Source organism: Chitinophaga sp. Cy-1792 (assembly GCF_011752935.1).
GTDB lineage: Bacteria > Bacteroidota > Bacteroidia > Chitinophagales > Chitinophagaceae > Chitinophaga.
Genome location: NZ_VWWO01000003.1, coordinates 335,939 through 358,463 on the forward strand (window position 1 = coordinate 335,939; position 22,525 = coordinate 358,463).

General features: G+C 44.1%; 23 protein-coding genes and 6 tRNA genes. 24 read left to right on the forward strand and 5 right to left on the reverse strand.

The genetic code is table 11. From position 1 onward, the window contains the following. Position 1: 1 nt before the first annotated feature. From F3J22_RS26720 to dinB, 3 genes are all read right to left on the reverse strand, one after another. A complete protein-coding gene (locus F3J22_RS26720) occupies positions 2–460 on the reverse strand; it encodes an antitoxin Xre/MbcA/ParS toxin-binding domain-containing protein (RefSeq protein WP_167021049.1) in 459 nt (152 codons plus the stop codon). 30 nt (positions 461–490) lie between these two features. After that, the gene (locus F3J22_RS26725; RefSeq protein WP_167021050.1) at positions 491–3,448 is read right to left on the reverse strand and encodes a DNA polymerase III subunit alpha; all 2,958 of its coding nucleotides are present in this window, start codon (positions 3,446–3,448) and stop codon (positions 491–493) included. Between the two features lie 82 nt (positions 3,449–3,530). Next, complete coding sequence (gene dinB / locus F3J22_RS26730) at positions 3,531–4,742, reverse strand: DNA polymerase IV (protein ID WP_167021051.1); 1,212 nt, start codon at positions 4,740–4,742, stop codon at positions 3,531–3,533. A 256-nt stretch (positions 4,743–4,998) separates the two neighbouring features. Between dinB and F3J22_RS26735 the strand changes: the two genes are divergently transcribed. Then, entirely contained in the window at positions 4,999–5,658 is a 660-nt protein-coding gene (locus F3J22_RS26735; RefSeq protein ID WP_167021052.1) for an SdpI family protein, read from the forward strand. Between the two features lie 81 nt (positions 5,659–5,739). On the opposite strand, the gene F3J22_RS26740 is transcribed toward F3J22_RS26735, so the two are convergent. Then, the gene (locus tag F3J22_RS26740) at positions 5,740–6,186 is read right to left on the reverse strand and encodes a cytochrome B (RefSeq protein WP_167021053.1); all 447 of its coding nucleotides are present in this window, start codon (positions 6,184–6,186) and stop codon (positions 5,740–5,742) included. A gap of 114 nt (positions 6,187–6,300) precedes the next feature. On the opposite strand from F3J22_RS26740, the gene F3J22_RS26745 reads away from it, so the two are divergent. The 4 genes from F3J22_RS26745 (at position 6,301) to F3J22_RS26760 (ending at position 9,224) form a co-directional block, all read left to right on the forward strand. Continuing rightward, the gene (locus F3J22_RS26745) at positions 6,301–7,053 is read left to right on the forward strand and encodes a LexA family transcriptional regulator (RefSeq protein WP_167021054.1); all 753 of its coding nucleotides are present in this window, start codon (positions 6,301–6,303) and stop codon (positions 7,051–7,053) included. A gap of 487 nt (positions 7,054–7,540) precedes the next feature. Next, positions 7,541–7,867 carry a cupin domain-containing protein gene (locus F3J22_RS26750; protein ID WP_167021055.1) on the forward strand — a complete coding sequence of 109 codons (327 nt, stop codon included), beginning with the start codon at positions 7,541–7,543 and terminating at the stop codon, positions 7,865–7,867. Positions 7,868–8,002: 135 nt separating this feature from the next. Further along, a complete protein-coding gene (rpsU, locus tag F3J22_RS26755; protein ID WP_167021056.1) occupies positions 8,003–8,200 on the forward strand; it encodes a 30S ribosomal protein S21 in 198 nt (65 codons plus the stop codon). Positions 8,201–8,285: 85 nt separating this feature from the next. Beyond that, positions 8,286–9,224, forward strand: a complete 939-nt coding sequence (locus F3J22_RS26760; RefSeq protein WP_167021057.1) for a tyrosine-type recombinase/integrase — start codon at positions 8,286–8,288, stop codon at positions 9,222–9,224. A 48-nt stretch (positions 9,225–9,272) separates the two neighbouring features. Here the strand turns inward: F3J22_RS26760 and F3J22_RS26765 are convergent, their stop codons facing one another. After that, positions 9,273–9,779, reverse strand: coding sequence for a hypothetical protein (locus tag F3J22_RS26765; protein WP_167021058.1), 507 nt, complete (start codon positions 9,777–9,779; stop codon positions 9,273–9,275). A gap of 377 nt (positions 9,780–10,156) precedes the next feature. On the opposite strand from F3J22_RS26765, the gene hpf reads away from it, so the two are divergent. The 19 genes from hpf to rplL all read left to right on the forward strand — a co-directional run bounded on the left by hpf (position 10,157) and on the right by rplL (position 22,330). Next, positions 10,157–10,456: a ribosome hibernation-promoting factor, HPF/YfiA family gene (gene hpf, locus F3J22_RS26770; protein ID WP_167021059.1), complete on the forward strand. Its 300-nt coding sequence runs from the start codon at positions 10,157–10,159 to the stop codon at positions 10,454–10,456. A gap of 264 nt (positions 10,457–10,720) precedes the next feature. After that, positions 10,721–10,794, forward strand: a tRNA-Thr gene (locus tag F3J22_RS26775). A 75-nt stretch (positions 10,795–10,869) separates the two neighbouring features. Next, positions 10,870–10,954, forward strand: a tRNA-Tyr gene (locus F3J22_RS26780). Positions 10,955–11,119: 165 nt separating this feature from the next. Further along, a tRNA-Gly gene (locus F3J22_RS26785) sits at positions 11,120–11,192 on the forward strand. 26 nt (positions 11,193–11,218) lie between these two features. After that, a tRNA-Thr gene (locus F3J22_RS26790) sits at positions 11,219–11,293 on the forward strand. 110 nt (positions 11,294–11,403) lie between these two features. Then, positions 11,404–11,479: transfer RNA gene (locus F3J22_RS26795), tRNA-Val, on the forward strand. A 69-nt stretch (positions 11,480–11,548) separates the two neighbouring features. After that, positions 11,549–12,736: an elongation factor Tu gene (tuf, locus tag F3J22_RS26800; protein WP_167021060.1), complete on the forward strand. Its 1,188-nt coding sequence runs from the start codon at positions 11,549–11,551 to the stop codon at positions 12,734–12,736. A 79-nt stretch (positions 12,737–12,815) separates the two neighbouring features. Next, positions 12,816–12,886: transfer RNA gene (locus tag F3J22_RS26805), tRNA-Trp, on the forward strand. A gap of 105 nt (positions 12,887–12,991) precedes the next feature. Next, positions 12,992–13,189 (forward strand): preprotein translocase subunit SecE, encoded by a 198-nt coding sequence (gene secE / locus F3J22_RS26810; protein WP_167021061.1) that lies wholly within the window; start codon positions 12,992–12,994, stop codon positions 13,187–13,189. 5 nt (positions 13,190–13,194) lie between these two features. Further along, positions 13,195–13,761: a transcription termination/antitermination protein NusG gene (nusG, locus tag F3J22_RS26815; protein WP_167021062.1), complete on the forward strand. Its 567-nt coding sequence runs from the start codon at positions 13,195–13,197 to the stop codon at positions 13,759–13,761. A 95-nt stretch (positions 13,762–13,856) separates the two neighbouring features. Then, a complete protein-coding gene (locus tag F3J22_RS26820) occupies positions 13,857–14,753 on the forward strand; it encodes a transglutaminase domain-containing protein (protein WP_167021063.1) in 897 nt (298 codons plus the stop codon). A gap of 98 nt (positions 14,754–14,851) precedes the next feature. Further along, complete coding sequence (locus tag F3J22_RS26825) at positions 14,852–16,021, forward strand: transglutaminase domain-containing protein (RefSeq protein ID WP_167021064.1); 1,170 nt, start codon at positions 14,852–14,854, stop codon at positions 16,019–16,021. Between the two features lie 179 nt (positions 16,022–16,200). Further along, entirely contained in the window at positions 16,201–17,343 is a 1,143-nt protein-coding gene (locus F3J22_RS26830) for a transglutaminase domain-containing protein (RefSeq protein WP_167021065.1), read from the forward strand. Between the two features lie 81 nt (positions 17,344–17,424). Beyond that, complete coding sequence (locus F3J22_RS26835) at positions 17,425–18,624, forward strand: transglutaminase domain-containing protein (protein ID WP_167021066.1); 1,200 nt, start codon at positions 17,425–17,427, stop codon at positions 18,622–18,624. Positions 18,625–18,692: 68 nt separating this feature from the next. Further along, positions 18,693–19,874: a transglutaminase domain-containing protein gene (locus F3J22_RS26840; RefSeq protein WP_167021067.1), complete on the forward strand. Its 1,182-nt coding sequence runs from the start codon at positions 18,693–18,695 to the stop codon at positions 19,872–19,874. Positions 19,875–20,096: 222 nt separating this feature from the next. Continuing rightward, positions 20,097–20,540 (forward strand): 50S ribosomal protein L11, encoded by a 444-nt coding sequence (gene rplK / locus F3J22_RS26845; RefSeq protein ID WP_167021068.1) that lies wholly within the window; start codon positions 20,097–20,099, stop codon positions 20,538–20,540. Between the two features lie 41 nt (positions 20,541–20,581). Next, complete coding sequence (gene rplA, locus F3J22_RS26850) at positions 20,582–21,271, forward strand: 50S ribosomal protein L1 (protein ID WP_205195726.1); 690 nt, start codon at positions 20,582–20,584, stop codon at positions 21,269–21,271. 60 nt (positions 21,272–21,331) lie between these two features. Beyond that, entirely contained in the window at positions 21,332–21,868 is a 537-nt protein-coding gene (gene rplJ / locus F3J22_RS26855) for a 50S ribosomal protein L10 (protein WP_167021070.1), read from the forward strand. 93 nt (positions 21,869–21,961) lie between these two features. Next, a complete protein-coding gene (gene rplL / locus F3J22_RS26860; RefSeq protein ID WP_167021071.1) occupies positions 21,962–22,330 on the forward strand; it encodes a 50S ribosomal protein L7/L12 in 369 nt (122 codons plus the stop codon). Positions 22,331–22,525: the final 195 nt, after the last annotated feature.

Sequence of the window (22,525 nt, forward strand, 5' to 3'; positions counted from 1 at the left end):
GCTATGCAAACAGGCCATGTTCAATGCGGCCCAATTCATCCTGGATAAGCTGAAAGCCAAAGCTGGTGTCTAACAGCGTAATAGGTGCCTGATAGTCGAAGGCTGGTAACGGAGTTCTCATCCATTCCTTGAAGTTCTCCAGGTCACCGAAAACTTCGGTGCCTCTCTGGTAAAGCGCTGACAGCATAATCGCCCGCTCACTCGTATCCGGTGAAAGCTTCGCGTCATCTGCATAACGCTGTAAGGTGCGCTCTGATATATGAAGTACCTGCGCCAGCTCAGCTATCGAAAAGGATATCTGACGACTCAGGTTTAATAATGCTTGTTTGATAATGCCACTTCTCGTCAGCTGGATGAAATCAAAATATCCGGCCCCAAGGGTATGCGCGACGGGATGCTCTACAATCAGCAAGGCATTTTCCTGTACTTGAAAACGGCTGTAATTCATAAAATCCGACATTTGTCGCAAATTTAATACAATTTGTCGTAATTAGGAAATAGGTTGGTCTTCAAAATATCCGATTTTTCTCATCTTACTGATTTCCAGTGTTATAACTTGATAATCATCTACTACTTTTCCCTGTAAAATGTAAAATCCCCCTTTCTGGAATGGATATCTTCTCAGGCTATCAGGAAAATGAACGGTATCCACAAACGCATCGTCCGCATCCAGGAAAGTGCCAAAACACATTGGCTCTCCCTTGGATGTTCTCAACATCTTCATCGTCACATAATAACCTAACACCAGCACCTCCTTACCCACAAATTTATGGAAGTCACGGGCATGGATATAGGAGTCCTGGTTATGCTGCAGTACCTTAAACGGCGATTGCAGCGGAAAGCCCAGCAGGTCTATCTCATCAAAGGCATCTTCATGTGCATGGTACGCCAGCGAAGGCAGGGTACAATCTACCGGCGCGGGTTTGAATAAAGGCATGTGATGGATATTTTTGACCTCCTTCGATTTTACAAGCAAACTTCCTTTCCAGAATAATTCCTTTTTGGTAGATCCTGTAAAATTAAAACAGCCTATCCTGATCAGTAATTCCAGTTGCTCAGGGCCAGGCCCGATGCGGCTTACAAAATCGTCCAGGTCTGCAAACAGGCCATACTGCGCTCTTTCATTCAAGATACGCTCTGCAAGTCCCTGTTCAAGCCCTTCTATATGTATCAACCCTACGTGTACATCCATGTTTTTTATGTTAGTGAGATAATCACTGTGGTTGATACAGGGAGCGTGCAAAGTGATGCCTGTCAGCTTCAGCTGAGTGAAATACAATTCCCTGCTGTAAAAGCCGCCGAAATTGTTAATAACGGCTACCATAAATTCGGCAGGGTAGTAGGTTTTAAGATATAAGCTCTGATAGCTTTCCACGGCAAAACTGGCAGAATGGGCTTTGGAAAAGGAGTAATTGGCAAAACTGGCTATCTGTCTCCATATCTCTTCGCTCACATCTCTTGGCCGGCCTAAGCGTTCGCAATTATTAAAAAATCGCTCCTGTATCTTTTCCAGGTCTCTCAGTCCCCTGTATTTCCCTGCCATGGCCCTCCGCAGCATGTCTGCATCTGCCAGCTCCATATCGGCAAACTTATGTGCTACCTTAATCACATCTTCCTGGTATACCATGATACCAAAGGTTTCGTGCAACAGCTCTTCAATAATAGGGTGCAGGTATACCACATTTTTAGGGTTATTATACCGATCAATATATTGTTTCATCATGCCGGATTGCGCTACACCAGGGCGTATGATAGAACTGGCCGCTACGAGCGACAAATAATTATCACAACGCAGTTTTGTCAGCAGCTGCCGCATGGCCGGCGATTCTATATAAAAACATCCAATGGTATTCACTGCACGCAGGTTGGCTTTCACCTTCTCATCTACCATAAAAGCCTTTACATTATGGATGTCCACATCTTCACCATGATTGGCTTTGATCAGGTCAATGGCATCACGGATATGCCCAAGGCCCCGCTGACTAAGGATATCAAATTTATACAAACCGATATCTTCTGCCTGGAACATATCCAGCTGTGCGGTGCTGAAGCCCTTAGGCGGAAAATAGGTTGTGCAGAAATGATGGATCGGTTCATCACTGATCAGCACGCCGCCGGCATGTATACTGAGGTGATTGGGAAATGCTTTTCCCTGGTTTTCCATGAGCTGGCAGAAGTGAAGGATCTTGCGCTGTATGCGGTCTTCGTCCAGCTGAATGCTGAAGCCACCACGCAGTATTCTGTCAATTTCTTTCTTCGGCAAGCCATAGGCTTTGCCCAGCTCGCGTATCATGGCATGGGTCTGAAATGTAGTAACGGTGCCTAATAGCGCGGTATGCTCCTTACCATATTTATCAAAAATATATTGGGTGATCTGGTCTCTGTCTTTCCAGGAAAAATCGATATCGAAATCGGGAGGGGAGCTGCGGTGCTGATTGAGAAAACGTTCGAAATAGAGGTCCAGCTCAATGGGATCTACATCCGTGATTTTAAGACAATAAGCGACAATGGAATTGGCACCACTGCCGCGTCCTACATAGAAAAATCCCTGTCGCTGTGCATAGCTGACAATATCCCAGGTGATCAGAAAATAAGATTCAAAGTTCAGCTGCGCAATTACTTTCAACTCTTTTTCTATACGGGCAGCGGCTTCATCGTTGGTGCTGCCGTAGCGATAGCACATGCCTTTATACGCCAGGTCCCGCAGTAGTTGCTGGTCTTGTTGTACATCTCCCGTAAAAGTTTTTTTATTTCTGGGTATACCCATGGCCATTTCTACGTTGCAGGACTCCATTATTTTCAGCGTGTTTTCCACGATATGCGGATATTGCTCAAAATGGGAGATCAGTTGTGCAGGATGTATGAATTTTTCATCCGGGGATGCGGTAGTATGAGATTGTAACTGGGAGATAAGTATGTTTTGATCTACTGCTCTCAGTATCTGGTGCAGCTCATAATGCAGGTCGTCCTGGAAGGTAACGGGCTGCATGATCACCAGTTTATTTTTGATGGCGAGTGTATCTACACGAAATAATCTGTTGATATTTTTTACGCTCACACCCATCAGCTCATTTGCTGCTAATATAAGCGGGTCGCGGGTTCCCCATGGATATATCACATATACGTCTGGCAGGGCAGGAGCCGTTTCCGGGAATGGATCATCGGTATGTAGTTTTTCAGAGAGAAAGGCATTGATATGGTACCAGCCGTTTTGATTTTTTGCGAGCAGCAGGTAGGATAGTACGTGCTCGTTTCTGCATTCCAGTCCCAGTATGGGTTTGATGTCATGTTCCCTGCATGCGTTTACGAAAGTCCATGCGTCGGAGGTGATATTGATATTGGTAAGGGCAAGTGTGGTGATACCCATGGCAGAAGCTTGCCGGATAAGGGTATCCACGTGCATGGTGCCGTAGCGCAGACTAAAAAACGATTTGCAGTTAAGGTACATGATTGGTTATATAAAGGATTAGTCCCGCCCCTGACATTTTCTGTGTTGTACGGCACAGGATATGGCAGGGGCGGAACGCGAATTATCTTTTTTGGTAGGGCATAATATCTTTCTGTTGTGCCAGATGTTTTTTATCTGGTGGCAGTACGTTGGTGCCCTTCATCAGAAACTCCCATCCGAAGCGGTTTTTGATTTGATCTATAGCCTGATATAAGGCAATCATTTCCTGGCTGTCGTCGAACAGGCTGATCTGGTAATTGCCCTGCACCAGGTGGCTGAAACGCACGCCTATCAGGCGTACCAGTAGCCGGCGGTCATAGAGTTTTATAAAGAGGTCTTTTACTTTTTCCAGCAGCATATTATCAGTGCAGCAATAGGGGATGGTTTGCTGTTTGCTGACGGTTTCGAAGTCGGAATACCTGATTTTAACGGTGATGCAGCCGGTAAGTTTATTTTGCTGTCTTAGTTCGAAAGCAATTTTTTCCGTCATGCGTACGAGTTCTGCATGCAGGAATTGCATATCGATGGTATCGGCAGAGAATGTATTTTCTGTGGAGATAGATTTTTGTTCGTAATACGGAACCACAGGAGATTCGTCGATACCGTTGGCTTTTCTCCAGAGGGAGATACCATTTTTTCCCATCCATGCTTCGAGTAGCGGGATGGGTACTTCGCTGAGTGTTTTAACGGTTTCTACGCCACGGCGTTTGAGTTGGGCGGCGGTTTCCTTGCCTACCATCGGAATTTTTTCCACTTTCAGCGGGGCGAGAAAATTCTTCTCTTCACCGAATAGGATTTCGAGTTGACCGTTGGGTTTGGCTTCGTCTGTGGCTACTTTAGAAACGAGTTTATTGGAGGCGAGTCCGAAGGAGATGGGCAGCCCTGATTCCTTCATGATTTTTCTTCTCAGTTCAGTGGTCCATTTGAGGGAGCCGAAGTATTTGTCCATCCCGCTGATATCGATATAAAATTCGTCGATAGATGATTTTTCATACAGAGGGGCTTTGTCAGCGATGATGTCTGTTACTTCTCTGGATTTATTGCTGTAGGATTCCATGTCGCCACTACGGACTATGGCGTGTGGACATAGGCGTAGTGCCGTTTTCATGGGCATGGCGGAATGGATTCCGTATCGTCTGGCTTCGTAGCTGCATGCGGAAACGACGGCGCGGTCGCTGCTGCCGCCGATCAGCAGTGGTTTGCCTGTGAGGCTGCTGTCGCGCTGGCATTCAACGGAAACGAAGAAGCAGTCGAGGTCCAGATGGGCAATGGCACGTTGTTGCAACGATATCATAACAAATGATTTTAGATTAAATCGTTGTTTCAGTTAGCAGAGGGGGGTAGTAAGTGAAAGAGTTAACAGACAGATGGTGTGATATTGCAAAGGTACTAAAAATATTAGTAATGCTAAAATTATTAGTAAATTATAATTTATCCTGATGGATTTTCGTAATTTTACAACAAGAAAGGCATACGATCTGTAATAGTATAAGCATGTGAGAATGAGGTAAAAGGGAATTGTGAATATTCATCTTCTAAAGCATGTTTCTATGACAAAAACGGATTATCGAAAAGAGCTCCTTCTCCTGGCACTTTTCTTTGTGCCACTGGCTTATCTGGGTATTATCTGGCATACTTTACCGGCAACATTTAATACTGGTCCGAATAACGAACAACAGATACAGACACCGGCAGACTTTTTACTGCTGATGATATTCATATTTTTTACCAATGCATTGATATACGCGTTGTTCCGTTACGTTCCACGAACTGATGGGGTAGCTGTATCCAATGTAAATACAATGGAACATGAATATTACAGGGTGCGGTTTATTATCCAGATATTTCTGAGTGCATTTACCTGCCTGATTATATTTATGGTACAACATGGTTATACGCAGGCGATGGAGCGCTGGGCATTTATAGGAATAGGGCTGGTAATAGGAGGTATAGGATTATACCTGAAAAATCTGAAACCTAACAACTGGGTAGGTATTCGTACACCGTATACACTGGAAAGTCCGGCGATCTGGAAAGAAACCCACCGTATGGCAAGTATTTTATGGACCTGTACAGGAATCGTTTTTATAGCAGGTGCTTTCTTTATGTCTTTAATAACGGGCATATTCGTTATATTTGTTGCAACGTTCATACTGGCAGCGTTACCATATATATACTCGTTCCGGTTATACAACGAAGACAAAGGATAATTTAGTGGTCAATACAATAAAAGAAAATGGCGGCTCCTGACAAGAGCCGCCATTATTATTTTCAATTAGTTGGTAAGCAGATTATGCCCAGCCACCCTGACCTTTGGTCATCACCATCGCCACCAGGACGAGGATCACCAACATTGCCAAAGTGTAGAAAGTAAGCGCCAGTTTGTGCTTTTTAGCAGCATCTGTAGCTTTCTTTACTTTCGATTTACCGATATGCACCAGTGCAATGGCAATAACCGCCATAGTTTCATGCTCTACAGCAAACAGACGAAGTACAGGATCTTTCATGGCAGCACCCATATTAGACATAGCCACCTGGGTTTTTGCACTCACGAAATATAAAATAATACCAATCAGTAACTGGATATCACAGGATATCATGAAAAACAGCCCTGCTTTATTATCAGCGGCAGTGAAAGGAGTTTTTCCGGATACGCCTTTATAAGCACGAATAACGGCCCAGATTCCCGTGAAAATCACTGCCCATCTCACGATGGAATGTAAGTGAACAAGTAACATAATTTTGTCGAGTTGATTAATCCGGGCAAAAATAAGCCTTGACTCGCAGATATATTTGGTAAATGATAAAAATATTTGCTAATTTTGTTAGCAAGGTACTAAATTATTTAGGTTATGTCCGTAGTATGCCAGAATTTAAAATATCTGCGTAAGCAAAAAGGCTGGACGCAGCAAGAATTTGCCGATAAACTTGGTATCAAACGTTCCCTCCTGGGTGCTTATGAAGAAGAACGTGCAGAACCAAGGACCGAAGTCCTCGAACAGGTCAGCGATATGTTTCGGGTATCCATTGATGATCTGCTCCGCAGAGATCTGGCTACACAGAAAGAGAGCTACCTGGAAAAGCGCAGACAGCAAAAGCTGGGCAGTGCCAGACAATCTATCCAGTTTGTTCCGGTAAAAGCCGCCGCTGGTTACCTGGCAGGTTATAACGATGAAGAGTTTATCGAAGAACTCAACACCTTTACCCTCCCCATGATCGGTGCCGGTGATTACAGAGCCTTCGAAATCGCCGGGGATTCCATGCTGCCGGTAGCCTCAGGTTCCGTCATCGTTTGCCATAAAGTAGATGGATGGGAAGATATTAAAAGCAATGAAACCTATGTAGTCGTTACTGCAAGAGGAGGCATCGTTTTTAAAAGAGTGGAAAAAAACAGCCGCGCCAAATCAAAAATTACACTGATATCTGATAACCCCCAGTTCGAACCTTATTCCGTTGAAATGGAAGATATCCTCGAACTCTGGCAGTCCGACGCCGTTATCAGCAAATCCAGCCAACAAAGCCGCATGAGCGTTAACCACCTGGCAGATATGGTCACCCGCCTGCAAGATCAGGTAAGTCTGCTCAAAAAGAAAATAAAAGACTAATTACAATCATACGGCAGCCAATCCTGCCGTATCATATTCTTGGAACAGCCCGATCTCAGTCGGGCATGTTCCGGCTTTCCCTATATCCTCGTTTTCCGGATTTCCTACGTTTCCGAAAACAGCCCCGCACAGCTGGTTGCCAGATGCTCCCGGTAAGTCAGCAGTTATTGCCGCGACCGTTTAGGCAACCCAGGCTGACGGGCACAGGAAAACAGGCCACCACGACAAAAGGTCGTAACACCCAACTTACTAATTCAAAAAAATTAGTATTAAGCCTGTTCAGGACCACTCCGGTTATCCCCATTTCCGGAGCCTTGCCGATCAGGTCCTGACAATGGTACACAAAGGCACGAAGCCTTGTCCCCAACGGCAGTTTTGAGCCTTTGTGTACCCCGGCATATTAAAGGCCCCGTTTCTTTGGACATTCCCCCGAAAAAGCCTAATTTGTTTCACTCATGCATCGTAGAAACTTATAAACTGCTGCCAGATGGGGTTTCATATTTCAATTGCCGAAGCACTGCAACAACTGCATAAAAGCGAAAATGATTTCGCAACCATCTTCGAACATGGCTCCATGAGAGGAATCCTCTTCGGACCAGCTGAAATCGATGACCAGCAACCTCACCTCCAGGACGAAATTTATATCGTACTCAAAGGCAGCGGCGAATTTACCCTGGAAGAGAAAAAAATTAAATTTGGCCCCGGCGACTTTATCTTTGTACCCGCCGGTACCGAACACAGATTCTCGGCATTTACCCCGGATCTGCTACTGTGGGTCGTTTTCTACGGCCAGCAAGGCGGAGAAGGACAATAAATCCACCTCAACCAGCCCGCAAGTCCCTGCCAGGACACCCTGCGGATATAAAAATTGGTTTTGGACCAGATTTATTCTTTTGGATTTTTGAAATAATATCTTATCTTTGCGTTCCTAAAAATAAGAGGCAAAATTATGTTGATAATTGATTCTAAAGATTGCGAAAACATAGACAAGGCGCTTAAAAAGTATAAAAAGAAATTTGAGAAAGCACGTATTCTGTTGCAACTCAGATCACGCCAGTCTTTTACCAAACCATCTGTTAAACGTCGTAACGAAGTGCTGAAAGCGGTTTATAAACAACAGTTGGCTTCTGGTAAATTAGAAGATTAATTTCTAATATCTAGCTGAAAAGCAACTCAAAATATTTGATGATTGTAAGGTTTTTAATAACTTTACAATCATCAATCTTTTTGCGTTGAACGAAGAACTACATGCACTATCCGAGCGTTTCCTTTCCTATCTGGAGCTCGAAAAGCGATACTCAGGACATACCTGCACAGCCTATCGCAACGACCTGACCCAATTTTTCGACTACATCACTGCTAATTATGGCCGCACAAGCATTGCGGATATATCGCACGTCATGATACGCGCCTGGCTGGCCACACTCATGGAAAACGCCATGACAGCCAAAAGCGTAAACCGGAAAATATCTTCCCTTAAATCCTTCTACAAATATAACTTACGCCTGGGCCTGGTAAAACAGTCGCCCATGATCAAAGTAACCGCACCTAAAATCAATAAACGCCTCCCGGGCTTTATCGACGAAAAAGGTATGCGCGCCCTCGAAGAAAATGTCAGCCCCGTATCTACTACCAGCATGAACATCTTCTCCGATGACCTCGAAGGAAAAACACACCGGCTCATTTTTGAAGTATTCTATCAGACAGGTATCCGTCTGTCTGAATTAATAGGCCTCCAGGAATTTAAGGTAGACAGAGGCAATATGACCATTAAAGTGTTGGGGAAAGGCAATAAAGAGCGGCTGATACCAATCAGTGCTGCACTGATGGCACAGATAGAGGAGTATAAAGCCTTGAAACGCAGCTCCCTGGAAGATTTTGAGCCCGGGGTGCTCTTCGTGCATCCATATAACGGCCGCCGTTTATATCCTAAATATGTATATCTCACGGTAAGAAAATATCTGACAGAACACCAGATCACTACACTCAAGAAAAAAAGTCCACATATACTGCGGCATACCTTTGCCACACATCTTACCAATAACGGTGCAGACCTTAATGCGGTGAAAGAGTTGCTGGGACACTCGTCCCTGGCTGCAACACAGGTGTATACGCACAATACAATAGAAAAACTGAAGAAAGTATTTCAACAGGCCCACCCCAAGGCCTGATGGCAAAAGAATAAAGGCAGGTCCAGGCCTGCCTTTTATATTTGCTGGTCAATACTTTACGCTATCCATCATCTCCTTCGCCAAAGCCATGGCTTCCGCCTGTGCGCTCTCCTGATATTGCAACCTGACAAAAAGCGACCGGTTTCCCGTATTAAAATCGCTGAAGAACTGAATATATACAGCATCGTGCTGCTGGTAGGTTATAACTGAAAAGCCAATCCCGCCGACATTAGTAATGATTTTCGCATCGAGGATATGATAGCTGGAGTTTTTGTTGAATGATTTACTCATATATCCCTGCTGCTGTTGGTGCCGATCTTCCAGTTTGTGCTCAAAACTGCCAGGGAATGTGGTTGTCAGATGGTAAGACAGGCTTATCTGGTTGCAGCGGAGGGTTTTTATAATCTCCCCGGTCCTGGTAACTGCTTCATTTTCGGTTAGAGACTTGCATGCCGCAGGTATTTTAAAGTGAATGCCGGCTGTATCAACAGTGGTCTGCGCTTTAAGAGCAGTGAAAGCGGCCATTAGTAACAGGAAAAGTAATACTTGTTTCATGAGATGTTGATGATGAATAGATGCCGGAACATAATCTATTAGTTGGTCGTTGTTGCATTAAGCGATAGTTAAATGATTGTAAATACCCGTCAGTAGGGATTTTTGGATGGTATTGGGGCGTATGATGTGTTGCTTTTGCTTATCATGAATTGATATGAGTAATTGCATAAACCGCAAAAAACGAGGCCAGTAACGGCATTTAGAAGATGTAAGGAGATTGATTTTTTCATTTTAACAAAATCTTACGCGGTATATGTGCAGTGAATGTATAAAGTAAGTATATTAGAGTAGAAAGAATTATTAACCTAAAGAGAGTGCCTATAGCCAAGCATTACCCCTTAGTATATAGATTGTTAAATATTTAAAAAATTAGTGCTATGAACGTTCAAATTCAAACTGTGCATTTCGATGCTGACTCTAAACTGATTGACCATGTGAACAAAAAAATTCAGAAGTTGAACACGTTTCATGATCGAATAGTAAGTGTTGATGTATTTCTTAAGTTGGACAATTTAGCGCACCAGATTAGGGATAAAATTGCAGAGATAAGGGTGCGAGTCCCGCGCCAGGACTTGTTTGTAAAGCACGAGTCCAAATCCTTCGAGGAATCATTTGACCTGGCTTTTGACTCACTTATTAACCAGGTTAAAAAGCAGAAGGAGAAAAAAATTCAATAATTTTTTGAAATAATTTTGGAAATATGAATTCCTTTGCTACCTTTGCCATCCCGATTACGAAAGGGGTCGGTAAAAGGTAGCAAAGTTCTTTATAGCAGGGCGTTTTAGGGCAAACAAATAAATTTTTCATTATTTGTAAAATTCTAAAAAAAAGATTTGGAGAATTGATAAAAACTCTTAATTTTGCGCTCTCTTTCAATGAGTTACTCACTCACAGATAAGTGAACAAGTTACTTTGACTGAAGGAATGTTTTTTGAAAAGATGCCAGCATAGCTCAGTTGGCCAGAGCTACTGATTTGTAATCAGTGGGTCGGGGGTTCGAATCCCTCTGCTGGCTCATCGATTTGGTTTCGTTGTCCGGAACGTACTAACGTTAACCGGACAACGAAAATCAAGAATCAAAATTTAGTTAGGGCAGGTTCCAGAGCGGCCAAATGGGGCGGACTGTAAATCCGCTGTCTACGACTTCATAGGTTCGAATCCTATCCTGCCCACCAAACAGCGTGTTCCGCTTTTGCCCTTCGCAGAGGCGGAACATGGTTGTGAATAGAAGGTGTGGAAGTCAGGTCATTATAAAGCCCTCAGGTACAACAGCCTTTAATGTTCTTTAATTTATTTTTTAATTCTGCGGTCAGGAAAATTTTCAGACTAAAGAGTTATATGCGGGAGTAGCTCAGTTGGTAGAGCGACAGCCTTCCAAGCTGTAGGTCGCGGGTTCGAGCCTCGTCTCCCGCTCGCATATTTTTTACATGCAATTTCAAGCTGTTGTAGCTCAGGGGTAGAGCACTTCCTTGGTAAGGAAGAGGTCGAGAGTTCAATTCTCTTCAACAGCTCCATGAATTTTTGAAGAATAGTTGTAGTGAGTCGTTAATATCGCCATCAACAAGCTCCATAAAATTCGAATTTCGGAATTCGAATTTCCCATTCCCACTCCGAAATTAAACTTAGCGTTGTAGCTCGATGGAAGAGCAACCATGGATTACAATCATGGAAGGCAATGAGTTCAATTCTCATCAGCGGTACAAGTTTGTAAATCGTGTTTTAAACAACTATCAATACAATCTTTACAAACCATCTAAAAAGAAAATACAATGGCAAAAGAAACCTTTAAGCGGGATAAACCCCACGTAAACATTGGTACCATCGGCCACGTGGACCACGGTAAAACTACCTTGACTGCTGCCATTACCACAATTTTGGCAAACAAGGGTCTGGCAGAGAAGAGAGGTTATGATGAGATCGATGCGGCTCCTGAAGAAAAAGAAAGAGGTATCACTATCAATACAGCACACGTTGAGTATCAGACTGCAAATCGTCACTATGCTCACGTAGATTGCCCAGGCCACGCTGACTATGTGAAAAACATGATCACTGGTGCTGCGCAGATGGACGGTGCTATCCTGGTGGTTGCTGCGACCGACGGTCCTATGCCACAAACAAGAGAGCACATCCTCCTGGCTCGTCAGGTAGGTGTTCCTCGCGTAGTTGTATTCATGAACAAAGTTGACCTGGTTGACGATGCTGAACTGCTGGAACTGGTTGAAATCGAGATCCGCGACCTGCTGAGCTCTAACGGTTTCGACGGTGATAACGCTCCTGTTATCAAAGGTTCTGCTACCGGCGCGCTGGCTGGCGATGATAAATGGGTTGGTGCTATCGACGAACTGATGGAAGCAGTAGATTCTTACATTCCTCTGCCTCCACGTCCAGTTGATCAACCATTCCTGATGTCTGTAGAGGACGTATTCTCTATCACAGGTCGTGGTACAGTAGCAACTGGTCGTATCGAACGCGGTCGCATCAAAGTTGGTGAGAACGTTGAGATCGTAGGTCTCCTGGAAGAGTCTCTGAAATCTACTTGTACTGGTGTTGAGATGTTCAAAAAATTACTGGACGAAGGTGAAGCTGGTGACAACGCTGGTCTGCTCCTCCGCGGTATTGAGAAAACTCAGATCCGTCGTGGTATGGTTATCTGCGCTCCAGGTTCCATCACTCCACACACCGAATTCAAATGCGAAGTTTACGTACTGAGCAAAGAAGAAGGTGGCCGTCACACTCCATTCTTCAACAAATACCGTCCTCAGTTCTACTTCCGTACCACTGACGTAACCGGTGAAGTTGAACTGCCTGCAGGTGTTGAAATGGTTATGCCTGGTGATAACGTTACTCTGACTGTTAAACTGATCGCTCCTATCGCGATGGATAAAGGTCTGAAGTTCGCTATCCGTGAAGGTGGCCGTACCGTAGGTGCTGGTCAGGTGACTGAAATCATCAAATAAGCTTAACGCTTAATAATACTTAAAACCATTAGCTTTGGCCTAAAGCCACGGCTCCAAACTAAAGCTAATGGTTTCATACACGGGCATGGTGCAACGGTAGCATACGGGTCTCCAAAACCTTTGATCTGGGTTCGAATCCTAGTGCCCGTGCAAAGAAAATATATAAAATGGTTGAATTGTTGTTATTTTTAATAAAATAATCGAACAATTCAACCTTTTTAGGCTTTATCCAATTGACTATAAAAAGTATTATAAATGAATAAGATCAGAAATTACTTCCGCGAGTCTTATCATGAACTGGTATACAAAGTGACCTGGCCTACCTGGCAGGAACTCCAATCCTCTACCATGATAGTTCTGATTGCTACCATCTTTGTAACAGCACTGGTATGGGGTATGGATGCAGCTTCAAACTTTGTGTTAACTCACTATTATCAAATATTCAAACACTAATATAGATGGACGCAACCAATACTCCTGCGCAGGAAACAAAGTGGTACGTGCTCCGCGTTGTTAGTGGGAAGGAAAAAAAAGTGAAGGAATACCTGGATATCGAAGTGCGTCGCTCTGATTGGGGTAACGTTATTTCTCAAGTGTTCCTGCCAGTAGAAAAAGTTTATAAAGTGCAAGCTGGTAAAAAAGTAATGCGCGAAAAAAACTTCTATCCTGGTTATGTGATGATCGAAGCGATAGACGGTAAAATGACCGACGAAGTAATCCAGGCCATCAGAAACGTGTCTGGTGTTATCCACTTCCTCGGAAAAGAAAAACCTATCGCCCTCCGTAAAGCAGAAGTAAACAAAATGTTAGGTAAAGTGGATGAACTCTCTGACCAGGGCCTCACCATGAGCGAACCTTTCATCGTTGGCGAAACCATCAAAATTATCGATGGTCCTTTCAATGACTTTAATGGTGTCATCGAAGAAGTGATCGAAGACAAGAAAAAACTGAAAGTAACCGTGAAAATCTTTGGTCGCGCTACTCCAGTAGAACTCAACTTCATGCAGGTAGAAAAACTCTCCTAGTTTTTCCCTACTTATCATATTAAAAAACGTTCCGTAGACTTACGGAACGTTTTTTATTTTTGTGCCATACCGAGCACACCTATATCTCCAACCGCATGAAAGTTGCCAACATCCTTATACTGCTGCTCCTATGCAGCCTCCTCCCATCAAATGCCAATTGCCAGAACCGCGATATCAGCGACCCCAACTACTGGAGCCATTATAAAGACACCGCCAAACCATTGCCATTCCTCCAGATCCCCGCAAAAGTCATCACCACACCAAAGGAAATAGGCAAATGGCTGCAAACAAATTGCAGCAATGAAATAGACCGACTGAAAGCCATATACGCCTGGATGGGCTCGCATATCTTCTATGATTATCCTGGTATGAAAAATCTTGCCCCCTACAGGAGTATCTATGAACTAAGCAACAAAACGCTCAGAACCAGAAAAGGTGTCTGCGATAATTATGCCTCACTGTTCTGGGATATTGCCAACGCGGCCGGCATCAGTACCTATAAAGTATCCGGCTATACCCGTGTAGGGGAGGTGGTAGATACTGCCGCAGGACATGGACATGCCTGGAATGCCGTGAATGTCAATAACAAATGGTATATCATTGATGCCACCTGGGGAGCGGCAACCGACAAAACAACCGGCAAAAATAATTTCAACTGGTTCTTTTTTATGTTGCCACCAGAGAAAGCCATCAGGATTTTTATCCCTACTGACCCACTGTTTCAATTTCTTACACATCCGTTTACACACACGGAAATCGCACTGAATGACTGGCAACACGCTGCCTCCCGCCCGATTTTCGCCTTCGAAGATACATTGAGGCGCTGGCCACAACTGGACTCAACTACCTGGGTGAGAAACCAGATTACCAGAATTGAAAAGTATAAGGCCTCCAATAACATCGTTGTGGGAGAATTGCAGTACCTGAAAAACCTGCTGGACATTTATATCAGGAATGAAGAAGTCGACCGCTATAACAAATCAATTAAATAGTCCTTCCGCTGATATTAAAGAATTTTAATGCTGCAACATTTCCGATTGCAGCCGCTATTTGGTAATTTGTTATATCATGTTTGCCCAATCTCTTACCAATGAAAACAACAACTTCAATAGTATTGGCGCTGATTATCTCCATTGCCTCTTTAGGACAGTCTGCCCAGAAGAATACCGCCCTGACCGATAGCTCCGTTATCAAAATCCCGGATATCGCACTGGAAACACCTGAAGTATTAGGGCATTGGCTCAAAAAAAATACCCCCAACCACTACGAAGCAGTGAAAGCACTGTACTATTGGATGGGAGATCATATTTTCTATGATGTACGCCTGTTGAGGATGGTGATGTCAACAGAACCTGGTAAACATCATCCCTATAAAGATACCGTTGATGCGGCTATTAAGACGCTCAGCTCCCGTGGCGCCAATTGCCAGGGATATACTTCCCTGTTTTTCGAAGTATGCCGGTATGCCGATATTCCGGTAGATTTTATCTCCGGCTATACCTATAAACACGGACAGGTAGACCTCGATGCGAGTCACGCCTGGATAGGTATTAAGTTAAATGGCCATTGGGGAATTATTGATCCTACCTGGGGGGCAGGAACTGTGGATGATAAAAGCCGGTTTGCATTCAATTTTAACTGGAGAAATTTCATGATCCCGCCGGAAACGGCCATTTTTACACATGTGCCGTTTGACCCGATCTACCAGTACCTCGATCATCCCATCAAACCCGCTGAAATCAGGGACCAGACAACCACAGAAGCATTAAAAAGACCTGCCGTTAACTTTGAAGACACGCTGGCCGCCGTTAAAAAGGAAGCCATGCTCACGCAAATCCAGGGCAGACTCCGCCGTATGCAGGAACTTGGTGTTATCAACCCACTCCAGGAAGCAGAAGTGAAAGTCCTCACCAGCAACATTCCTGCGGCTAATTATGCCACAGACAAAGCCTCTGGCGCAGAAAGCAGATATCGCGCACTGATAGACCGCTATAACAAACTGGTACACGACTCCAACGACTTTTCCTCCTTCATGAGCAAAGGCATGAAACCTGCTAAAACCAATAAAGAAATTATAGATTGGATGGACAGACTTTGTAAAGAAGGGCCGGATATCATTACCGCACTGAATGGATTGACTTTTCAGTCGCCGGAAATAACCCAGAATTGCCAGCACCTTATCAGTTCTGTTCAGTCTCTTTCTGCACGCCTGCAAGATACCCGTAAACAGGTTACAGACTATTTAAATAAGAAGGCTTAGCTACTTGGAATTGAGTAAAACTGGGTGTTTTTGACTAGTTTTATTAATTTTTCAGGTAGATGCCCACCAAACTTATCTACTTTGAAATAGTTGCCATTTTCCTGCTCAGGCTGATAAAAATCAGTTCAGTCTTTTATTTCCCGGCGTACTTTTATGGTAGTACTAGCCTGATCCCAACTATGAAAGCAATACTGCTGTTCTGTTTACTGTTAGTCTTTAATGCTGCTGCCCAGGAAAAAAGGTACAGGGTGCCTGATACCGTTCCAGCCAATGCAGATTCCCTTGCCACCTGGATTAATAAAAACTGCACAGACGAACGGGAGAAGCTGGCGACGCTATATAGCTGGATGTCTTCTCATATCCGGTATGACCTGAAAGGGATGTATTCGATGAAGAACCAGGTAAGAGGGCTTGATACCATGGGATTGGTAAACCATGTATTGACTTCCGGAAAGGCTGTTTGTTCAGGGTTTGCCTGCACATTTATTGCGGTGGCAAAAAGAATGGATATCCCTGCGCTTTATGTTATTGGCTACTGCTTTGATCCCAGGAAGAAAATGATAGATTCCTCACATGCCTGGGTTGCGGTAAAAACCAGCACGGGCTGGTCGTTGGTAGATCCTACCTGGGGTGCCGGCGGAACAATAGTGAACCACCGAAAATTCCTATGGTGGTGGTATAAAAAGGTGTATTATTTGGAGGGACTCGATTGGCGGTACTTTATGCAGCCCAATGAAGTTTTTATCAACGACCATGTGCCCTATGATCCCCTGTACCAGTTTACCGCGTATCCTGTCAGCAATGACTCCATCAGAAAAAAGAACAGGCGGGCCGATTCTACACTACCGGCATTTGCTTTCAACGATACACTGCGTTATTATAACAACCTCAGAAATGCAGATGCCAGTCAGAACAGCATTGCGAGAATACGACGGTATGGAACAGCCAACCACCTGGTATCCCGCCATATCAATTATCTGCGGAGCAATTTACCTTTCTGGCAAATGGAGGATGATAAAAACTCCGGACATTATACAAAATACATCGATACCCGATTGCAGCTAAACAAGTTACAGGCCGACTATGCCAATATTCAACAGGCAACCAACGCCGGGGAAGTGATATGGCCAGATGTTGCCGGCAGGCTGCTGGCGTTGCAGACAGCAACAGATTCGCTGGAGCAAGCCATGGCTGGCATCGTGATTACCTACACTGAAGTGAAATACAAGCTGATGGCCAATTTGAGAGAGGTCAGATTTTTACAGAAGCAGATATTACGGCAACAGCTATACGCCAGAAAGAAAATCGAAACGATTAGATGAGCGGCTTTGCATATCTCTTTTAAACTCAGATATTTGCAGTTGTAAATTGCCAACAGACAGTAACAGACTTTTCAAATACTTATGAGACTATTCGCCGCCATCATGGCAGCAGGGATGTTCGTTGGAACATTGCCTGTCTTTGCACAAACGGCCAAACCTAAAGCTGTAGCTAAACCGGTGATAACCTATGTCACCATTCCTGATACTGAAGTGCTTACCACGACCGCTATGGCCGGCTGGTTAAAGACCAACAGTAAGAGCACCACCGAATCTTTAAAATCCATTTATGCGTGGGTAGGTAAAAATATTGCCTACGACACCCATGATACCTATAATCCTCAATATTATAAGGATACAGCCGACGCCGTGGCTAAAACCCTGCGTTCCAGGCAGGCCATCTGCTATGGTTATGCCTCGCTTTTTGTTGATATCGCTCAAAAGGCCGGTATTCCTTCCATAGTGGTGACTGGGTACACGATCCAGGACGGAGAATTGAGTGCCGGCGGAAGTCATGCCTGGGTAGCTGCTATGGATAACGGACAATGGGTATTGATAGATCCAACCTGGGCGGCTGGTGGTGTGAATAGCTCCAATATGTTTGTGCCGTCTTTCAATTGGAAATATTTCATGGTACAGCCAGCTGTTTTTTTAAAGACACATGTGCCATACGATCCGATGTACCAGTTTCTTGACCATCCATTCAGACATGATGAAATCAGGGACCGTAACTGGTCGGCGGCCGCTTCCAGACCAGTTTTTGCCTATGCAGACAGTATAAAGGCATGGCAGCAGCTGGATTATAAGGGCCGTACCGTCAGTTCCCTGGACCGTATTCGCCGTTATGGAGTGAGCAATGCCTATGTATCCAATGAGCTGAGTTACCTGATGCAGGTGCTGGATGTGACCAAACACAATGAAGAAGTAGATATTACGAATAAAGAAGTTGGTAAATATAATTGGGCTAACAGTAAGTATAACAGGCTGGTGGTAGATTTTAATGATTATATCAATTTCAAGAACAACCAGTTTACACCTGCAAAAACGGATGAGGAAATCCGTAACTGGATGGATAGTATGGTAAAAGACCTGGCAGCAATACAAAAGCTGGTAGGAGAGATTCAGTTTACCGACGACCATAACAAGCAGCAGGTAGAGGATACAAAACGAATGGTGACGCAGATGAAAACCAGGATAGATGAGGAGCAGGCATTTGTGACGAAGTACCTCAAAACAGGTAAGCTTTTCAGGAAATCTTTATTTTATAAGATGAGGTGGATATAGAGATCCCCGTATTATAAAATCAGCGAATATTTTTTTATTTTAATAGAGATTATTTATCCCCCCTGTATATGAAATTATATTTAGCCTTGGCAGCGGCGTTGGTGACAGCCGGTTCTGCATTTGGGCAAGCACCTAAGCCAACTGCAGCAGCGGCTGCAACGATTGTTTCTATTCCTGAGGAGGCTACTGGCTCCCCGGCAGCCATGGCTAAGTGGTTGAAGGCGCATACCAGTAGCAGTATGCAGTTACAGCGCTCTTTGTACAACTGGATAGCTAAGAATATCCGTTATGATGTGCCGGGAATGTACCAGCAGCGTGATTATCGGGATACCACAGCAGCCTTGCAGCGGGTGTTAAGGTCGCGTGAGGGTGTTTGTACCGATTATGCCAGTTTGTACGCAAAAGTTTGTCAGGAAGCTGGTATTCCCGCATTTACAGTAAATGGGTATTGTCTGGAGAATGGTACTTTATCACCGACGGGCGCACATGACTGGGTAGCGGTGAAAAATGGTGGTCAGTGGACGATTACCGATCCTACCTGGGGTGCCGGGACAGTAAATGGGGCTACTTTCACGCCGCAGCTGAACTGGGATTGGTTCCAGTTATCGCCACAGGCGGCCATAAAACGACATATTCCGTTTGATCCGATGTGGCAGTTGCTGGCTAATCCGGTAAGGCATGATGAGGTGGGGGTGAGCAGGCAGTCTGGCCCTACCTTTAATTACAATGATACCATTGCTTTGTATTTCAGATCTGCCAGGTATGAGCGTATGGCGGGCATGTTGGGTAGGATAGAGCGTTATGGCGGGGCTTCCAATCCATTTGTGCAGGCGGAGCTGGATTGGTTAAGGCAGACGGTGAAGGTGCTCGCGGGCAACCGGGAGATAGAGGAGCGTAACAGGCTGATCGATAAGTTTACAGCAGTAAATAAGGAGTATAGTGAGGTAGTTCGATTATATAACGATTATGTAACATACAAAAACAAGCAGTTTCAGCCGGAGCAGTCAGATGTGGCGATCAGGAAGATGATGGAGGGGATGACGGGCCGGTTGAAGGCGGTGGAGCAGGAGTTGTCGGGTATGAAGAGTACGGATGCTGCTATGGCAGGGCATTTGAATGAGTTGAATGCAGCGGTGAGTGATTTACGGGGTAAGGTGAATGTGGAGGAGGGGTTTGTGAATAAGTATATAAAGACGGAGAAGGATAAGCGTCGCTCATTATTTTATGCAGATGTGGTGCAGAAGTCTTAATTTTGCGGGCCTTGTATTATAAGGAAAAAAAATCTGGAATGCAATAGATTTGTAAAAAAAAGGTTTCTGGTATCAAAAAGGATGCCCAAAATCAAATACTTTTTGACAAGTTCGTAATTATATATACCTTTGCATCCCGTTTAAAAGGTTTTTCAAGTTCCTTTTAGTTTTGGGAGTTCTCTGTTTAGCAGGGGGCGTTAAACCAAATTAAATCATAAAGTAATGGCAAAAGAGATCGCAACGTACGTGAAATTGCAGGTAAAAGGCGGCCAGGCCAATCCTGCACCTCCAATTGGACCTGCACTGGGTTCCAAAGGTGTGAACATCATGGAGTTCTGCAAACAGTTCAATGCTCGTACCCAGGATAAAATTGGGAAAGTATTACCTGTTTTGCTGACAGTTTACACAGACAAATCCTTTGACTTCGTAATTAAGACTCCTCCGGCTCCAGTTCAGCTGTTGGAAGCTGCCAAAATTCAAAGTGGTTCTAAAGAGCCTAACCGTAACAAAGTTGGTAAAGTAACCTGGGCTCAGGTTGAAGCTATTGCTCAGGACAAAATGCCTGATCTGAACTGCTTCACTCTGAACAGTGCTATGAGCATGGTTGCGGGTACTGCACGCAGCATGGGTATTACTGTAGAGGGTAAAGCTCCTTGGGAAAACTAATTGTTTAACCTGTTTAGGCAGGATTTAAAAGCATTTTGAAAATGGCAACTAAAAAGAGAAAAGTAGCTGAAGCGAAAGTAGACAAAAACAAAGTTTACTCTCTGAAAGAGGCTTCTACCTTAGTTAAGGATATTAACTGCACTAAATTCGACTCTTCTGTCGATTTGCATATCCGCTTAGGCGTTGATCCTAAGAAAGCAGACCAGGCTATCCGTGGTTCCGTAACGCTTCCTCACGGTACTGGTAAAACTAAAAAAGTGTTAGTACTTTGCACCCCTGACAAAGAGGCGGCTGCTAAAGAAGCTGGCGCAGATTTCGTAGGTCTGGACGAGTTCATCACTAAGATTGAAAGCGGTTGGACTGACGTTGATGTAATCGTAGCTACACCTGCTGTGATGCCTAAAATCGGTAAACTGGGTAAAATCTTAGGTCCTCGTAACCTGATGCCTAACCCTAAAACCGGTACTGTTACTAACGATGTTGCAGCGGCAGTTAACGATGTAAAAGGTGGTAAAATCACTTTCAAGGTTGATAAAGCTGGTATCATCCACGCTTCTATCGGTCGTGTATCTTTCGGTGTTGAGAAACTTGAGCAGAACTCCCTGGAGCTGATCAATGCTATCATCAAGCTGAAACCAGCTACCGCTAAAGGTACTTACCTGAAAGGCCTGGCTATGGCTTCTACCATGAGCCCTGGTATCGCTATCGACACTAAATCTGTTCAAAACTAATTGATCACGAGTGTGTAGCCCGTGTTCGAGAGGATGAGGGCTAGCTGCAAACGTAATAATATGAATAAAGATCAAAAAAACGAAGTGATCGAACTGCTGAAAGGCAAGTTCTCTCAATACAACAACTTCTACATCACTAACACCGAATCACTGTCTGTAGCGCAGGTTAATACCCTGAGGAAAGAGTGTTTCAACAAGAATGTAGAAATGAAAGTTGCTAAAAACACCCTGATTAAGAAGGCGTTAGAGTCTCTGGATGCTGAAAAGTATGCAGGTGTATTCGATGCACTGAATGGTGTTACTGCACTGATGTTCTCTGATTCTCCAAAAGAACCGGCACTGATCATCTCTTCTTTCCGTAAAGCGAACAACAAACTGGAAAAACCAGTTCTGAAAGCTGCTTTCGTTGCTGACGAAATTTTCGTAGGCGACAACCAGCTGAAAGCGCTGACCGAAATCAAGACCAAAAACGAGCTCATCGGCGAAGTTATCGGTCTGTTGCAATCTCCTGCAAAACGCGTTATCGCTGCATTGCTGGAAAAAGGCAAGAACGAAGGTGGCGAAGTTGTTGCAGCAGAAGCTCCAGCAGCAGAGTAATCTTTGGGAGAGCATTCTCCCCACAAACATTTGGCTTCCAAGTCATAATATATAACAAACATCAATTACAAAAAATAATTAAATTTTTATAAAATGGCAGACGTAAAAGCATTAGCCGAACAATTAGTTGGTTTAACTGTTAAGGAAGTTCAGGAACTCGCAGATGTACTGAAAAATGAGTATGGTATCGAACCAGCTGCTGCTGCGGTAGTAGTTTCTGGCGGTGGCGATGCTCCAGCTGTAGAAGAAAAAACTGCATTCAACGTAGTTCTGAAATCTGCAGGTGCTAGCAAACTGAACGTAGTTAAGGTTGTTAAAGACCTGACTGGCCTCGGTCTGAAAGAAGCAAAAGAACTGGTTGACGGCGCTCCAAAATCAGTGAAAGAAGGCGTTAGCAAAGCAGAAGCAGAAGATCTGAAAGCTAAGCTGACTGAAGCTGGTGCTGATGTTGAAATTCAGTAATTCTTTGCTTAGTATATACATCTTTTAAAGGTCAAAAGTGCGAACAGCACTTTTGGCCTTATTCCCTTTGGGAAAGTGTCTTTTTCAGAGAGTCAAAATGGGGAATCACTTAAGTGAATTTGACAATGTGCAGAAAGGCAATATTTTATGAGGATGGGATATTGGCAAAGAAATCTTAATTTCCCTAATTCTTAC

Excerpts from the sequence above, each read along its gene's own strand:
- F3J22_RS26720 (WP_167021049.1), bottom strand. The coding sequence starts at position 460 with ATGTCGGATTTTATGAATTACAGCCGTTTTCAAGTACAGGAAAATGCC.
- F3J22_RS26725 (WP_167021050.1), bottom strand. The coding sequence starts at position 3,448 with ATGTACCTTAACTGCAAATCGTTTTTTAGTCTGCGCTACGGCACCATG.
- dinB (WP_167021051.1), bottom strand. The coding sequence starts at position 4,742 with ATGATATCGTTGCAACAACGTGCCATTGCCCATCTGGACCTCGACTGC.
- F3J22_RS26735 (WP_167021052.1), top strand. The coding sequence starts at position 4,999 with ATGACAAAAACGGATTATCGAAAAGAGCTCCTTCTCCTGGCACTTTTC.
- F3J22_RS26740 (WP_167021053.1), bottom strand. The coding sequence starts at position 6,186 with ATGTTACTTGTTCACTTACATTCCATCGTGAGATGGGCAGTGATTTTC.
- F3J22_RS26745 (WP_167021054.1), top strand. The coding sequence starts at position 6,301 with ATGTCCGTAGTATGCCAGAATTTAAAATATCTGCGTAAGCAAAAAGGC.
- F3J22_RS26750 (WP_167021055.1), top strand. The coding sequence starts at position 7,541 with ATGGGGTTTCATATTTCAATTGCCGAAGCACTGCAACAACTGCATAAA.
- rpsU (WP_167021056.1), top strand. The coding sequence starts at position 8,003 with ATGTTGATAATTGATTCTAAAGATTGCGAAAACATAGACAAGGCGCTT.
- F3J22_RS26765 (WP_167021058.1), bottom strand. The coding sequence starts at position 9,779 with ATGAAACAAGTATTACTTTTCCTGTTACTAATGGCCGCTTTCACTGCT.
- hpf (WP_167021059.1), top strand. The coding sequence starts at position 10,157 with ATGAACGTTCAAATTCAAACTGTGCATTTCGATGCTGACTCTAAACTG.
- tuf (WP_167021060.1), top strand. The coding sequence starts at position 11,549 with ATGGCAAAAGAAACCTTTAAGCGGGATAAACCCCACGTAAACATTGGT.
- secE (WP_167021061.1), top strand. The coding sequence starts at position 12,992 with ATGAATAAGATCAGAAATTACTTCCGCGAGTCTTATCATGAACTGGTA.
- nusG (WP_167021062.1), top strand. The coding sequence starts at position 13,195 with ATGGACGCAACCAATACTCCTGCGCAGGAAACAAAGTGGTACGTGCTC.
- F3J22_RS26820 (WP_167021063.1), top strand. The coding sequence starts at position 13,857 with ATGAAAGTTGCCAACATCCTTATACTGCTGCTCCTATGCAGCCTCCTC.
- F3J22_RS26825 (WP_167021064.1), top strand. The coding sequence starts at position 14,852 with ATGAAAACAACAACTTCAATAGTATTGGCGCTGATTATCTCCATTGCC.
- F3J22_RS26830 (WP_167021065.1), top strand. The coding sequence starts at position 16,201 with ATGAAAGCAATACTGCTGTTCTGTTTACTGTTAGTCTTTAATGCTGCT.
- F3J22_RS26835 (WP_167021066.1), top strand. The coding sequence starts at position 17,425 with ATGAGACTATTCGCCGCCATCATGGCAGCAGGGATGTTCGTTGGAACA.
- F3J22_RS26840 (WP_167021067.1), top strand. The coding sequence starts at position 18,693 with ATGAAATTATATTTAGCCTTGGCAGCGGCGTTGGTGACAGCCGGTTCT.
- rplK (WP_167021068.1), top strand. The coding sequence starts at position 20,097 with ATGGCAAAAGAGATCGCAACGTACGTGAAATTGCAGGTAAAAGGCGGC.
- rplA (WP_205195726.1), top strand. The coding sequence starts at position 20,582 with ATGGCAACTAAAAAGAGAAAAGTAGCTGAAGCGAAAGTAGACAAAAAC.
- rplJ (WP_167021070.1), top strand. The coding sequence starts at position 21,332 with ATGAATAAAGATCAAAAAAACGAAGTGATCGAACTGCTGAAAGGCAAG.
- rplL (WP_167021071.1), top strand. The coding sequence starts at position 21,962 with ATGGCAGACGTAAAAGCATTAGCCGAACAATTAGTTGGTTTAACTGTT.